This window comes from Pseudarthrobacter sp. WHRI 8279 (assembly GCF_040224115.2).
In the GTDB taxonomy this organism is placed as follows: Bacteria; Actinomycetota; Actinomycetes; order Actinomycetales; family Micrococcaceae; genus Arthrobacter.
In genome coordinates this window covers 1,692,466-1,706,999 of the sequence record NZ_CP168162.1, presented here as the reverse complement: position 1 = coordinate 1,706,999, position 14,534 = coordinate 1,692,466, and the positions used below count along the sequence as shown (strand labels likewise).

The following is a 14,534-nucleotide window of genomic DNA, read 5'->3' as shown; positions in this document are numbered from 1 at the left end:
CAGCGGCCGAAAGGCCGCCGTTGCGGCACCCGCCGGGGGCAGCGCCGGTGAAGCGGGCGCAGGTGCCTCCTGTAGACTGAAGCCCTTATGGACAGTAAATCTAGGTGCCGGCCTGGGGGCTGTCAGCGGAGCATGAAGAGCAGCGCCGCGCAGTCCACCCGCAGAGCCGGCAAACCCCGAACACGAGCCCATCATCCGCCGGCGGCGCAGCCGGCCAGAACCCCCGGGGAAAGGGCGCCGGTTTCCGCCGACCATCCTCCGCCGGGAAGACCCTCCAGCTTCCCTGGTTCAACTTCCTTTTTCGTGCCGCTGGCCACCGCCTTCCAGGCGGGATGCTGAATGGAGTGGCTTCTCCTCGCAGCGGGCCTGCTGCTGATCGCCGGCACGGGCTTCTTCGTGGCCGTCGAGTTCTCCCTCATTGCCCTGGACCAGCCAACGGTCCAACGAGCCATTGACGACGGCGACACCGGCGCTGTTCCCCTGCTCACGTGCCTGAAATCGCTGTCCACCCAGCTTTCCAGCTGCCAGCTGGGCATCACGCTCACAACGCTCCTGACCGGCTACGTGATGGAGCCCTCGGTGGGACGCCTCCTGGAAGCCCCCCTGGCCGCCGTCGGACTTCCCGACGTCGCAGCAGCTTCGGTCTCCCTGGTCCTTGCCATGGTGCTTGCCACCCTGCTCTCCATGCTCCTGGGCGAACTGGTGCCAAAGAACATGGCTATTGCGCTGTCCTTCCCGGTTGGCCGGGCGCTTGCCCGGCCCCAGCTGATGTTTACGGCCGTCTTCAAGCCGGCCATCGTGGTACTCAACGGGTTCTCCAACAAGGTGCTGAACGTCTTCGGGCTGGAAGCGAAGGAAGAGATATCCGGGGCCCGGACGCCGGCGGAACTCGCATCGCTGGTGCGACGTTCGGCGGCAATGGGAACACTCGACGCCGGAACAGCCAACTTCGTGGCGCGCACCCTGGACTTTTCCACCAGGACGGCGGCGGATGTCATGACGCCGCGCATCCGGGTGGAAACGATTGATGCCGACCAGCCTGTTTCGGATGTCCTCAGCGCGGCACGCCGGACCGGATACTCACGGTTCCCGGTGATTGGTGACTCAGCGGATGATATCCGGGGGCTGGTCCACGTCAAGAAAGCCGTCGCAGTGCCGTGGGACCGCCGTCAAAACCTGGAAGCGGGTGCCATCATGACAGAGGTGCTGAGGGTCCCCGAGACAATCCACCTCGACGCCCTGCTTGCCGAACTCCGCGAGGGCAACCTTCAGCTCGCTATCGTCCTGGACGAGTACGGCGGAACCGCCGGCATCGCCACGCTCGAGGACCTGGTGGAGGAAATCGTGGGAGAGGTTGCGGACGAGCACGACAAGGTCCGCCCGGGACTCCTGCAGAGTGCCTCCGGCGACTGGTATTTCCCGGGCCTGCTCCGCCCGGATGAGCTGTCCGAGCAGATTCCCAGGCTGAGCGTCCCTGACGAAGCCGCCTACGAAACAGTGGGCGGATACGTCATGAGCAAGCTGGGCCGCATCGCCGCAGTTGGGGACACGGTCCCCGTTGGCGGCGGCACACTGAGTGTCACCAGGATGGACGGCCGCCGCATTGACCGGATATGTTTCCGGCCGGCTGCCGAGTCCGAAGACACCGTCGAGGCGGACAGCTCCCAGCGCGATGACAAGTCCACACGTAACGGCAGGAACCAACGCGACGACAGGACTGGACGATGAGCGACTGGGCCGGAATCTTCTGGTTGGCTGTGCTTCTGCTTGGCAACGCCTTTTTCGTGGCCGCTGAGTTCGCGGTTATGTCCGCCCGGCGCAGCCAGATCGAACCGCTGGCCGAGGCCGGGTCGAAGCGGGCCCAGACCACGCTTCGCGCCATGGAGAACGTGTCCCTGATGCTGGCGTGTGCCCAGCTTGGCATCACCGTGTGCTCCCTCCTGATCCTGCTGGTGGCCGAACCGGCCATCCACCACCTGCTGGCCGTCCCGTTGGAGACACTGGGAATGCCGAAGGAAGTTGCCGATGTGGCTGCCTTCGCGGTGGCGCTGATGCTGGTGACGTTCCTGCACGTGACCTTTGGCGAGATGGTGCCAAAGAACATCTCGGTCAGCGTGGCGGACAAGGCGGCGCTCCTGCTGGCCCCGCCGCTGATGTTCGTTGCCCGGTTGGTGCACCCGGTCATCTCGGTCCTCAACTGGTCGGCCAACCACATCCTCAAGCTCCTTCGCATCGAGCCGAAGGACGAGGTCAACTCCTCCTTCACGCTGGAGGAAGTGCAGTCCATTGTGCAGGAGTCCACCCGCCACGGCCTGGTGGATGACGACGCCGGGCTCATCACCGGCGCGCTGGAGTTCTCCGAATACACGGCGGCGGACATCATGGTTCCCCTCGAGAAGCTGGTGATGCTCCGTGCGGCCACCACCCCCGTGGAGTTCGAGAAGGCAGTGAGCCGCACCGGATTTTCCCGGTTTCCCATGCTTGACGAGGACGACATGCTCTACGGCTACCTCCACGTCAAGGATGTCCTCTCCATCGCGGAGCAGGCGTATGAGCGGCCCATCGCCGAGAGCCGCATCCGCTCCCTGGCCAATCTGGCGTTGGATGATGAGATTGAAAAAGCAATGTCAGTCATGCAGCGCACCGGGTCCCACCTTGCAAGGGTGATCGGGCCCGATGGCAACACCAAGGGCGTCCTGTTCCTGGAGGACGTCATTGAGCAGCTCGTGGGCGAGATCCGGGATGCAACCCAGGCCACCGGCATCCGGCGCCTGGGGCAGCCGAACGGAGGATAGCGGGGGAGCACCCTTCCGTAGGGGAAGGGCGCCCCCTCCGCGCAGCCTTTTCTAAATAGGAATCATTCCCATTTAGTTGTAGGCTGGAGTGGTTGTCTTCGCCTTTCCCCCTTGAATGAGGTTTCAGTGCGCCGTTTCACCGCTGCCCGATCGTCCCTCGCCGCCCTCGCCGGGCTTGGACTGCTGCTCACCGGGTGCAGCCAGCAGGCGGAACCCGCGCCCGGCGCAGCCGATGGAATCAACGTTGTGGCCTCCACCAACGTCTACGGCGACATCGCCAGGACGATCGGCGCGGACAAGGTCAGCGTTACCGCCATCATCACCAAGACGAGCCAGGACCCGCATTCCTACGAGGCCACCGCCCAGGACCGGCTTGCAGTCTCCAAAGCCGACCTTGTGCTGGAAAACGGCGGCGGCTACGACGACTTCATCCACACCCTGGCCGAAGACAGCGGCCTCGACGACGCCAAGGTGCTGAACGCCGTCGAACTTTCCGGCATGGCGCATCCCGAGGAGGAGGAAGCTGCTGCGGAAGCCCCGGCCACGGAAGCGGCGGAAGGCGGAGAATCCTCGCACGACCACGGAGAGTTGAACGAGCATGTCTGGTACAGCCTCCCGGCGATGGAACGTTTGGCCGACGAAATCGCAGCAAAGCTGGGTGAGCTGGATCCAGGCTCCGCTCCGACGTTCCAGTCAAACGCCTCAGCCTTCAAATCCAATATTGCAGAACTGCACGGCAAGCTGGATGCACTGAAGACCGCTTCGGCGTCTACCGAGGTGGCGGTGACTGAGCCGGTGCCGGTCTATCTGCTGGCGGATGCCGGGCTGGTGAACGCCACGCCGGAGGACTACACTGCTGCGATTGAAGAAGGCTCGGACGTCCCGCCGGCAGTACTCAAGGCCGCCACGGACCTTGTGGCTTCCAAGTCGGTGCGCCTGCTGGCCTACAACAGCCAGACTGAAGGCCCGCAGACGGAGTCACTGAAGAAGGCGGCGGAAACAGCGGGGGTTCCTGTGGTCGACTTCAGCGAAACACTGCCGGAGGGCAAGACGTACCTCCAGTGGATGACGGACAATGTGGAGAACATCGCGAAAGTTCTGGAGACAAATAGTTGAAACCCGTGGTCAGCCTCACCGGCGCGTCCCTGAAGTTCGGTAAGCGGGCGCTCTGGGAGGATCTGGACCTGGACATCATGCCTGGCGAATTCTTCGCGGTGCTGGGTCCCAACGGAAGCGGCAAGACCAGCTTCCTGAAGGTCCTGCTGGGGCTGCAGGACCTCCACCGGGGACAGGCCAGCCTTGGCGGACGTCCGGTGGAACGGGGCAGCAGCCTCATTGGCTACATCCCCCAGCAGAAATCGTTTGCCCCGGACACCCCCATGCGCGCCCGGGACCTGGTGGGCCTGGGCGTGGACGGCCACCGGTGGGGCCTGCGCCTGTCCTCGGGCAAGGCCAACCGCAGGATTGATCAGCTCCTTGAACTCGTAGGGGCTACGGAGTACGCGAAAGTTCCGGTAGGACAGTTGTCCGGCGGGGAGCAGCAGCGGCTGCGGGTTGCGCAGGCCCTTGCCACGGATCCGCAGATCCTGCTGTGCGACGAGCCCCTGCTCTCCCTGGACCTCCATCACCAGCAGGCGGTCAGCGCCCTGATCAACAAGCAGTGCCGCGAGCAGGACAGTGCCGTGGTTTTCGTAACGCATGAGATCAACCCCATCATCGACTACGTGGACCGGGTCCTGTACCTGGCCGGCGGGCGTTTCAAGGTGGGTACCCCTGAAGAGGTCATGACCACCGAAGTCCTTTCCGACCTTTACGGCAGCCATGTCGAGGTGATCCACGCCAACGGACGCATTGTGGTGGTGGGCCTGCCCGACGCAACCACCCATCACCATGCGCCAACGCATGTGCTGGCCGGAGAGGCAGCCTGATGGACGCAGACAGTATCCTCGGCGCCATCTTCAGTTTTGAAAACTACGGCGAACTCCTCGTCCTGGTGCAGAACTCCATTTGGGCCGGAGCCGTCCTGGGCCTCCTGGGCGGCCTGGTGGGGACCTTCGTGATGAAGCGGGACCTGGCGTTTGCGGTGCACGGCATCTCCGAACTCTCCTTCGCCGGGGCCGCCTTTGCGCTGCTGATTGGTGCGGACATCGTTTTTGGGTCGCTGATCGGATCCGTCACCGCGGCGTTGTTGCTGGGCCTGATGGGCGTCCGGGCCAGGGACAAAAACTCGATCATCGGCGTCATCATGCCTTTTGGGCTGGGGCTGGGGATCCTTTTCCTGTCCCTTTATGAAGGCCGGGCTGCCAACAAGTTTGGCCTGCTCACCGGACAGATCGTCTCAGTGGACACCGTCCAGCTGCAGGCGCTTGCCGGGACGGCAGTGGTGGTGATGGTGGCGCTGGCGGCCATCTGGCGGCCCCTCAATTTTGCCAGCGTGGATCCCGAACTTGCCGAGGCCCGGGGCGTTCCAGTGCGGACGCTTGCCATCGTCTTTATGGTCCTGCTGGGCGTCAGCGTGGCCCTGTCCATCCAGGTGGTGGGAGCCCTTTTGGTACTGGCACTGCTGATCACGCCGGCGGCGGCCGCACTCAGGGTGACGTCCTCGCCCGTTGCGGTGGTGCTGCTCAGCGTGGCCTTCGCGATGACCGCGACCGTGGGCGGAATCCTGCTGGCGCTTGGAGGCCGCATCCCCATCAGCCCCTACGTCACCACGTTGTCCTTCCTGATCTACGTGGTGTGCCGGATGGTTGGCTCGGTGCGGGCCCGAAACGGACTCAACGGGCGGGTCCTGGCGGAAACGGCCTAGAGGTTGCCGGCGGCCTTGCGCGCCGTGCAGTCAGGACACAGGCCAAAAATTTCCACGGTATGCGCGACTTCCGTATATCCGTGCTCTGCCGCTGTGCGCGCCGCCCAGGTTTCCACGGCCGGAGCCTCCACTTCCACTGCCTTTCCGCAACTCCGGCACAGCAGGTGGTGATGGTGTCCGGTAACGGCACAGCGGCGGTATACGGCCTCGCCGTCACCATTGCGCAGGACATCCACCAGGCCCTCGTCAGCGAGGGACTGGAGAATCCGGTAGGCAGTTGCCAGTGAGACCGAAGCGCCCTGGTTTTGGAGGATCCGGTAGAGCTCTTGGGTGCTGACGAAATCGTCCAGTTCATCCAGGGCCGCGCTGACAGCCAGGCGCTGCTTCGTGACGCGCTGCTCCTTGCCGCCGCCCGTCGCCGGGGATGACGTGGTGGAATCAGCTTTGGCGCCGACGGGCATGAAAGGACTCGCTTCCTCAGGTTGGTGGCAAAGATCCAGATTACCAGCCGGAGCTTCGTGGACAGGGTCCGGAGAGGGACCCTAGGCTGGCGCTATGAAGTTGACGAAATACACCCACTCCTGTGTCCGGCTTGAAAAAGACGGCAGGGCGCTGGTCCTGGATCCGGGCAACTTCTCGGAATCGGCTGAGGCCCTGGAGTCCGCTGAGGCAGTCCTGGTGACGCACGAGCACGCCGACCACATTGACGTTCCAGCCGTGGTGGACGCGCTGCGCGCAAATGCCGGGCTTGCAGTGTTCGCCCCGGCGCGTGTTGCCGGCCAGCTGCAGGACAAGGCCACCGGCGAGGCCGCCCGCATCCACGCCGTGAACCCGGGCTCAACCTTCCAGGCTGCCGGTTTCGAAATCCGCAGCTTCGGCGGCCAGCATGCCTTGATCCACCCGCAGATCCCCATCGTGGCCAATATCGGCTACCTGGTGGACGGGAACGTCTACCACCCGGGGGATTCCTTCGTGGTTCCGGACGGCATCAGCGTCAAGACGCTGCTTGTTCCCCTCCACGCACCGTGGAGCAAGTCCGCCGAAGTGCTGGACTTCGTGATTGCCGTCAGGGCCCCGCGGGCATTCCAGATCCACGACGGGCTGCTCAACGAGAACGGCCTGAAGATCGTGGAAGGCCATGTCCAGCGGATCGGTGCGAAGTACGGCACCGAATACGCCCATCTTGCGGCCCGGGAGTCGGTGGACGTTTAAGCTGCGTCTCCGGTCCATATGCCCGTGTCCATGAACCGCCGGATCACCGCTTCATATGGTGCCGGGTCCAGCCCGTGGGCAGCCAGCCAGTCCTCGTTGTAGTAGTTGCCCGCGTAGCGTTCGCCGCCGTCGCACATAAGGGAAACGATGCTGCCTTTGCGGCCGGCGGCAACCATCCCCGCCACGAGCTGCCACACTCCCCAGAGGTTGGTCCCGGTGGAGGGGCCGGCGTGGAGCCCCGCAAGGCCGTGGAGGTGGCGCATCGCAGCCACTGACGCGGCATCCGGAACCTGCACCATGCGGTCGATCACGGAGGGCACGAAGCTCGGCTCCATCCGCGGACGCCCGATTCCCTCGATCCGGGACGGCAGGCCCGCCGGTGCGCCGGAGGTGCCCCGCCAGCCCGGGTAGAACGCCGAATTTTCCGGATCCACCACCAGCAGCTGCGTGGGGTGGCTGTGGTAGCGGAGGTACCTGCCGATGGTGGCGCTCGTTCCTCCGGTGCCGGCTCCCACCACGATCCAGTCCGGCACCGGGTGTTCCTCCAGCCCGAGCTGGCCGAAGATCGACTCTGCAATGTTGTTGTTGCCCCGCCAGTCGGTTGCCCGTTCGGCGTAGGTGAACTGGTCCATGTAGTGGCCGTTGCAGGTCTCCGCCACCTCCTGCGCAGTCGCGTACACGTCGGACGCGTGCTCCACCAGCAGGCAGGAACCGCCGAACTGCTCGATCAGGGCGATCTTCTCGGGGCTGGTGGTGCGTGCCATCACGGCAACGAAGGGCAGGCCCAGGAGCTGCGCGAAGTACGCCTCGGACACGGCCGTGCTGCCGCTGGAGGCTTCCACGATGGTGGTGTCCTCCCGGATCCAGCCGTTCACCAGCCCAAAGAGAAACAGCGAGCGGGCCAGCCGGTGCTTCAGGCTGCCGGAGCGGTGGGTGGACTCGTCCTTGAGGTAGAGGTGGACGCCCCAATGCTCCGGAAGCGGGACAGAGTAGAGATGGGTGTCGGCGGAGCGGTTGTTTTCTGCCCGGATTTTGCGGATTGCCTGGTCCGCCCAGTCCCGGTCCGCGGTGTAGCGGCTGGCGCTGCGCTCGATCTTCACCGCACCAGACTACCCACGGCGGGAAGGGCTGCCGCTAGAGTGGACCCGTTGGCCCAACCACCGCTGGAGGAGTGCAATGAGCCCCCTGATGGACGTTGCCGGTCTGCAGGCCCGCCTTGCGGATCACCGGCGCACCGTACTGCTGGATGTGCGCTGGGCCCTGGGCGATCCCCACGGCTACCGCCACTACCTGCAGGAGCACCTGCCGGGCGCAGTGTTTGTTGACCTGCATACGGAACTCGCCGCCCCCGGGGTTCCCGAACGGGGAAGGCACCCGCTGCCGGCACCGGAAGATTTCGAAGCATCTGCCCGCCGCTGGGGCATCAGCGACGGCGACGTTGTGGTGGCCTACGATGACAGCGGCAACATGGCGGCAGCCCGCGTGTGGTGGATGCTTCGGGACGCCGGGCTGGCGCAGGTGTACCTGCTCGACGGCGGCCTGGCCGCCTGGCGTGCCGCGGGACTTCCGCTTGAGGCAGGCCCCGTTGTTCCGGCCCCCGGCGGCGTGCACCTCACGCATGGAACGATGCCGGCGCTCGACGCCACGGCGGCGTCCGCCTGGCCGGAGGCGGGCCTCCTGCTGGATGCGCGGGCGGGGGAGAGGTACCGCGGCGAGTTTGAGCCCATCGACCCGCGGGCCGGGCATATCCCCGGCGCGATCAGTGCGCCGACGTCGGAAAACGTGGACGGCAGCGGGCGGTTCCTGCCACCGGACTCCCTCCGCCGCCGGTTCGAGTCGCTGGGCGTCCGCGACGGAGTACAGGTCGCGGTGTACTGCGGATCAGGAGTTACTGCGGCCCATGAGGTCGCAGCCCTGGAAGTCGCCGGGTTTGCTGCCGCGCTGTATCCGGGTTCGTTCTCCGAGTGGTCCAACAACCCGGACCTGCCGGTGGCCGCCGGGGCTGAGCCCGGCCTCGGCGGCGCGCAGCCGGGTGGCAACACGGATGCGGGCAAGGGTAGCGTCGCACTATGACTCCAGGACGACCCGTACCTCCGCCCCTCGCACAACCTGCTGCCCCTTCAACTGAACCTTCGAGCGGCGGCGTACTTGCCGCAGCTTACGGCGCAACGTCCCCGGACAGCGGGCTGGTGCCGCTGACCCTCGCCCGGCGCACGCCGAAGGCCGACGACGTCGAAATAGCCATTGAATACTGTGGCCTCTGCCATTCGGATGTCCACGCCACCCGGGGCGAGTGGGGCGGTACGGCCTGGCCGCTGGTGCCGGGACACGAGATTGTGGGTACCGTCCGCCGGGTGGGTTCCGCGGTTGTTGATTTTGCCGCCGGCGACCGCGTGGGCGTCGGGTGCATGGTCGATTCCTGCCGGACATGCGAGAGCTGCCTGGACGGCCTGGAACAGTACTGCGAAAACGGAATGACCGGCACGTACGGTGCCATCGACCGCCGGAACGGCGATTCCGTCACCCAGGGCGGATACTCCTCGTCCATCGTGGTGGACCGGCGCTACGTTGTGCGGGTTCCGGAATCACTTGACCCGGCGGCCGCCGCGCCCTTGCTCTGTGCCGGCGTCACCACATTCTCGCCGCTGCGGCACTTCGGTGTCGAAGAAGGGGATGTTGTGGGTGTGGTGGGGCTGGGCGGCCTGGGCCACATGGCCGTCAAGCTTGCCAGGGCCATGGGCGCAAAGGTGGTGGTGTTTACGACGTCGGATGCCAAGGTGGCGGCCGCCCTTGAGTTGGGTGCCGATGAGGTTGTCCTGTCCAGGGATGAAGAAGCGATGGCCGGGGCAAACCGCAGCATCGACCTCATCATCGACACGGTCGCGGCCCCGCATGACCTGAACCCCTACTTCCGGACACTCCGCGTGGACGGTGCGCTCTTCCAGCTGGGCCTTCCGTCAGAGCCGATGCCGCCGGTCAACCCGGGCTCATTGATCCGGCGCCGGATAGCCTATGCGGGGTCGCTCATCGGCGGCATTGCAGAAACCCAGGAGATGCTGGACTTCTGCGCTGGGCACGGTGTGGCGGCGGAGATCGAGATGGTCCGAGCCGACCAGCTCAACGAAGCCTACGACCGGATGGTGGCAGGCGATGTGAAATACCGGTTTGTGCTGGACACCAGCACACTGCACGCACCTGCCAAGGAGGCACACGCATGAGCACTCTCTTTACCAGGATCCTGAACGGCGAAATCCCGGGCCGCTTCGTCTGGCGGGAACCCGATGTTGGCGCTTTCCTCACCACGGGGCCGCTCGCCGATGGCCACACGCTGGTGGTTCCCACCGAGGAAGTGGACCGCTGGACCGACGCCTCTCCTGAAACCCTGGCCAAAGTCATGGAAGTGGCCCGCCGGATCGGCGCGGTCCAGGTGGATGTCTTCGGCGCTGCAAGGGCGGGCCTTATTGTGGCCGGCTATGAGATCAACCACCTCCACGTTCACGTCTGGCCTTCCCGGAGCATGGCGGAGTTCAACTTTGCCACCGCGGACCAGAACCCGAACCCCGACGTCCTCGACGCCAATGCGGAGAAGCTCCGCCAGGGCCTCCGGGCCGCCGGATACGGGGAGTTCGTCCCGGCCTGAAACCCGGTACGGCGCGGCCCCGGTCCGGGATCCGCGCCGAAGCCTGGCGGGAAAGAAGAGCCCTACGCCGGGGCCAGTGCTTTGTTGAGCACGGCCCGGATACGCTTCTCGGACACCGAATACGCTGTGCCGAGTTCGACGGCGAAGAGGCTCACCCGGAGCTCTTCCAGCATCCAGCGCACCCGGGTTAATTCAGGTCCGGCCTTGCGTCCGGGAAGCAGGGCAGACACGGCATCGTCGTAGTCGTCCTCAAGCCGCTGTACCACTGCCATATTGAGGGCGTCCCGCTGGACGTTGCCCGGCAGGCGTTCCAGCCGCATCTCGATGGCGGAAAGGTATCTGGGCAGCTGGCTGAGCTGTGCGTAGCCCGTCCGTGCCACAAAGCCCGGGTACACCAGCTGCTCCAGTTGGCTCTTGACGTCGTTGAGGGCAGAAATGAGCGCCAGGCTGGTGGTCCCCTTCAGCTGCTTTTCGATCCGACGGGTGCTGGCCAGGATCCGCTCCACCACGGCGGTCACGCTGAACACCGTGTCGATCAGTTCGGCCCGGACCACCTCATACAGGCGGTCAAAGGATTCCCGGTCCCACGGAAGGTCCTGGGGCGTGAGTTTGTCGATGGCTGCCAGAGCGCAGTCCGCGATCAGGGCTGAGACGGAGCCGTGCGGGTTCTGGCTGAACGTCAGTTTCTCGGTGTTGCTCAAATGCTCCAGCACGTAGCGGTCCGGTGCCGGGACGCGCAGGGCCAGCAGGCGGATCACGCCGCCGCGCATCGCCTCCGCCTGTTCTGCCGCCGTCTGGAAGACCCGGAGCGCCACTGACGTTCCCTGGTCCACAACCGCCGGATACCCGGTGACGGTGTGGCCCTTGACCGTGTTGCTGACCTGCCGCTGAAGGGTACCGAAGCTCCATTCCGTCAGGCCTGCCTGCTCCCTGAAACCTGCCGAAGCTGCGGCTGCCGGCACTTCGGCCGGCTGCCGTGCCGCGGGGGAGCCGGCGTCGTACCCTTGGCCGGCTGCCTGCCCGGCCTTCCTGCCGTTGCCGGAGCCCTTGGCGCCGCCGGGAGCGGTGGAGGCGGGCGTGGCACCCAGGGATTCGGCGATGGCCCGCCGGGTGGCCGGAGCCAGTTTCTCCTGCAATGCAGCGAGGTCCTTGCCTTCATCCAGGACCTTGCCCTTGCTGTCCACTACCCTGAACGAGACACGCAGGTGGGCGGGGACGGCATCCCAGTTCCACGACCCCGGAGGGACGATGTGTCCGCGGATGCGGCGCAGGGCGAGCTCAAGGGAGGGTTCCAGGTCATCGGCCGCCGGATCAAAGTCGGCTTCCAGCACTGCCACCGCCTGGCGTGCCACGTCCGGGGCAGGGACGAAGTTCTTCCGTATCTGCTTGGGGAGCGACTTGATCAGGGCTGTCACCAGCTCCACGCGCTGCCCGGGAATCAGCCAGCGGAAGGCTTCGTCGTCCAGCTGGTTGAGGAACAGGACGGGCACCTCGGCTGTCACGCCGTCGGAAGGATTGGGCGGTGAGCCCGGGGCAACAGGGTGGAACTCGTAGCTCAGGGGAAGTTCGAAGCCCTTATGCAGCCAGGTCTTGGGGTAGGCGGAGTCGTCGAGGTCGTCGGCGTCGTCACTGAGGAGGAGCGACTTGTCGTAGTCCAGGAGGTCCGGATTCGTCTGCCGCGCCTCTTTCCACCACTTGTCGAAGTGCCGCTCGGACACCACGTCAGGCCCGATCCGCGCATCGTAGAACTCGAACAGCGTCTCGTCATCCACCAGGAGATCCCGGCGGCGCATCCTGGCCTCGAGCTCCTCGACCTCATTCAGGAGGGCGCGGTTGCGGTGGAAGAACTTGTGGTGCGTTTTCCAGTCCCCCTCCACGAGGGCATGCCGGATAAACAGTTCCCGGGCTACCGCCGGGTCAACCCTGCCGTAATTGATCCTGCGCTGGGCGATGATGGGCACGCCGTAGAGGGTGACCTTCTCGTAGGCCATCACGGCGCCCTGCCGGGTAGACCAGTGAGGTTCACTGTAGCTGCGCTTCACCAGGTCCGGCGCCACCTGCTCCGCCCAGACAGGATCGAACCTGGCAGCCACCCTGGCCCAGAGCCGGCTGGTTTCAACCAGTTCCGCGGCCATCACGAACGTGGGCGACTTCTTGAACAGGGCCGAGCCGGGAAAGATCGCGAAACGGGACCCGCGTGCTCCGGCGTACTCGCGCTTGCGCTCGTCCAGAATGCCGATGTGGCTCAGGAGCCCGGAAAGGAGGCTGATGTGGATGCCATCGTGGTTGCCCACGGGATCGGCCAGGCGCTTGTTGTCGAGGCTGATGCCCAGGGGCCGGGCCAGCTGGCGCAGCTGGGCAAACAGATCCTGCCACTCGCGCACGCGCAGGTAGTTGATGAACTCTGCCCGGCACATCCGGCGGAAGGCCGACGACGAGAGCTCCTGCTGCTTCTCCTGGATGTAGTTCCAGAGGTTAAGGAAGCCGGTAAAGTCCGAGTTCTCGTCCTTGAACCGGTTGTGCTTTTCCGCCGCGAGTTGCTGCTTGTCTGTTGGGCGCTCGCGCGGGTCCTGGATGGTGAGGGCAGCTGCCAGGATCATCACCTCGCGGACGCAGCCGCGTTTTCCCGCCTCCACGATCATCCGGCCCAGCCGGGGATCAACCGGCAGCTGGGCAAGCTTTTGCCCGACGGCGGTGAGCCCGCCGCCGCTTTTCGCCCCGTCCGTGCCGTTCTGCGGCCGGGCGGCCGCGAGGGCGCCGAGCTCACGGAGCAGCGTAACGCCGTCGTTAATGGCCCGTGTTTCAGGTGGTTCCACGAACGGGAAGTTTTCGACGTCTTTGGGGCCGCGGGCCACTCCCATGGCGGTCATCTGCAGGATGACGGCAGCGAGGTTTGTCCGCAGGATCTCGGGGTCCGTGTAGAGGGGCCGGGATTCGAAGTCTTCCTCGGAGTAGAGGCGGATGGCAATGCCGTCCGAGACGCGGCCGCACCGCCCCGAACGCTGGTTGGCGGACGCCTGCGAGACCCGCTCGATGGGCAGGCGCTGGACCTTGGTGCGGTGCGAGTACCTGGAAATACGGGCGGTTCCGGTGTCGATGACGTATTTGATGCCCGGCACCGTGAGTGACGTTTCGGCCACGTTGGTGGCCAGCACGATCCGCCGTTTGTTGCCGGGGTGGAACACTTTGTGTTGTTCCTGCAGGCTCAGCCGGGCGAAGAGCGGAAGGACTTCCGTTCCGGCGAGCCGGCGGTTGGACTGGATGCGGGCCTGCAGCGCGTCGGCCGCGTCCCGGATCTCGCGCTCGCCGGAAAAGAAGACCAGGATGTCGCCGGGTGCCTCGGCCGCGAGTTCATCGACGGCGTCGCAGACGGCGTCGAGCGGGTCGCGGTCTTCCTCAAGTTCGTCGTCGGAGCCATTCCCGTCGTCATCCGTGGCCGCCCCTCCGGGCGGCTGGGACAGCGGGCGGTAACGGATATCCACGGGGTAGGTCCGTCCGGAGACCTCGACAATGGGTGCGGGTTTTTCCGCTGTGCCGAAATGGTTGGCAAACCGCTGGGGGTCGATGGTGGCGGAGGTGATGATCACCTTGAGGTCCGGCCGCTGCGGCAGGATCCGCTTCAAGTAGCCCAGGATGAAGTCGATGTTCAGGCTGCGTTCGTGGGCCTCATCGATGATGATTGCGTTGTACTTGCGCAGCAGCTTGTCCCGCTGGATTTCCGCCAGCAGGATGCCGTCAGTCATCAGCTTGATTTTCGTGGCACGGCTGACTTCGCCGGTGAAGCGGACCTGGAAGCCCACCTCCTGGCCGATGTCGACGCCCAGCTCCTCCGCGATGCGCTCGGCCACGGTGCGCGCGGCCAGCCGACGGGGCTGGGTATGGCCGATCAGGCCATCCTCACCCAGCCCAAGCTCAAGGCACATTTTGGGTATCTGGGTGGTCTTACCGGAGCCGGTCTCGCCGGCGATGATGGTGACCTGGTTTGCTGCGATGGCTGCCATCAGGTCTTCGCGCCGTTCGGAAACCGGCAGCTCAGCGGGATAGGCGATGTGAAGTGTCATGTCTGCTGACAGTCTACTGC

12 protein-coding genes are annotated in these 14,534 nt (G+C 65.5%); 9 read left to right on the top strand and 3 right to left on the bottom strand.

Annotation, left to right across the window (positions count from 1 at the left end):
* Positions 1-339: 339 nt before the first annotated feature.
* The 5 genes from ABRP28_RS07760 (at position 340) to ABRP28_RS07740 (ending at position 5,601) form a co-directional block, all read left to right on the top strand.
* Entirely contained in the window at positions 340-1,728 is a 1,389-nt protein-coding gene (locus ABRP28_RS07760) for a hemolysin family protein (RefSeq protein WP_350001678.1), read from the top strand.
* On the top strand, positions 1,725-2,795 hold the full coding sequence (locus ABRP28_RS07755; protein ID WP_350001677.1) for a hemolysin family protein: 1,071 nt from the start codon (positions 1,725-1,727) through the stop codon (positions 2,793-2,795). The genes ABRP28_RS07760 and ABRP28_RS07755 overlap by 4 nt, the downstream gene beginning before the upstream one ends.
* 126 nt (positions 2,796-2,921) lie before the next feature.
* Positions 2,922-3,911, top strand: coding sequence for a metal ABC transporter solute-binding protein, Zn/Mn family (locus tag ABRP28_RS07750; protein ID WP_350001675.1), 990 nt, complete (start codon positions 2,922-2,924; stop codon positions 3,909-3,911).
* Entirely contained in the window at positions 3,908-4,723 is an 816-nt protein-coding gene (locus ABRP28_RS07745; RefSeq protein ID WP_350001674.1) for a metal ABC transporter ATP-binding protein, read from the top strand. The genes ABRP28_RS07750 and ABRP28_RS07745 overlap by 4 nt, the downstream gene beginning before the upstream one ends.
* Positions 4,723-5,601, top strand: a complete 879-nt coding sequence (locus tag ABRP28_RS07740) for a metal ABC transporter permease (RefSeq protein WP_350001673.1) — start codon at positions 4,723-4,725, stop codon at positions 5,599-5,601. Before ABRP28_RS07745 ends, ABRP28_RS07740 begins: the two co-directional genes overlap by 1 nt.
* Here ABRP28_RS07740 and ABRP28_RS07735 read toward each other — a convergent pair.
* Positions 5,598-6,062, bottom strand: a complete 465-nt coding sequence (locus ABRP28_RS07735; RefSeq protein WP_350001672.1) for a Fur family transcriptional regulator — start codon at positions 6,060-6,062, stop codon at positions 5,598-5,600. The two genes, ABRP28_RS07740 and ABRP28_RS07735, sit on opposite strands and share 4 nt — an antisense overlap.
* Before the next feature lie 94 nt (positions 6,063-6,156).
* On the opposite strand from ABRP28_RS07735, the gene ABRP28_RS07730 reads away from it, so the two are divergent.
* Positions 6,157-6,813, top strand: coding sequence for an MBL fold metallo-hydrolase (locus tag ABRP28_RS07730; protein ID WP_350001671.1), 657 nt, complete (start codon positions 6,157-6,159; stop codon positions 6,811-6,813).
* Here ABRP28_RS07730 and ABRP28_RS07725 read toward each other — a convergent pair.
* Entirely contained in the window at positions 6,810-7,913 is a 1,104-nt protein-coding gene (locus tag ABRP28_RS07725; protein ID WP_350001669.1) for a PLP-dependent cysteine synthase family protein, read from the bottom strand. The genes ABRP28_RS07730 and ABRP28_RS07725 overlap by 4 nt on opposite strands.
* 76 nt (positions 7,914-7,989) lie before the next feature.
* On the opposite strand from ABRP28_RS07725, the gene ABRP28_RS07720 reads away from it, so the two are divergent.
* The 3 genes from ABRP28_RS07720 to ABRP28_RS07710 are packed head-to-tail and all read left to right on the top strand — an operon-like array spanning position 7,990 to position 10,453.
* Entirely contained in the window at positions 7,990-8,886 is an 897-nt protein-coding gene (locus ABRP28_RS07720; RefSeq protein WP_350001668.1) for a sulfurtransferase, read from the top strand.
* Complete coding sequence (locus tag ABRP28_RS07715; protein WP_350001666.1) at positions 8,883-10,031, top strand: NAD(P)-dependent alcohol dehydrogenase; 1,149 nt, start codon at positions 8,883-8,885, stop codon at positions 10,029-10,031. The genes ABRP28_RS07720 and ABRP28_RS07715 overlap by 4 nt, the downstream gene beginning before the upstream one ends.
* Positions 10,028-10,453 (top strand): HIT family protein, encoded by a 426-nt coding sequence (locus ABRP28_RS07710; RefSeq protein WP_350001664.1) that lies wholly within the window; start codon positions 10,028-10,030, stop codon positions 10,451-10,453. Before ABRP28_RS07715 ends, ABRP28_RS07710 begins: the two co-directional genes overlap by 4 nt.
* Positions 10,454-10,515: 62 nt before the next feature.
* Here ABRP28_RS07710 and hrpA read toward each other — a convergent pair whose 3' ends face one another.
* Positions 10,516-14,514 (bottom strand): ATP-dependent RNA helicase HrpA, encoded by a 3,999-nt coding sequence (gene hrpA, locus ABRP28_RS07705; protein ID WP_350001663.1) that lies wholly within the window; start codon positions 14,512-14,514, stop codon positions 10,516-10,518.
* Positions 14,515-14,534: the final 20 nt, after the last annotated feature.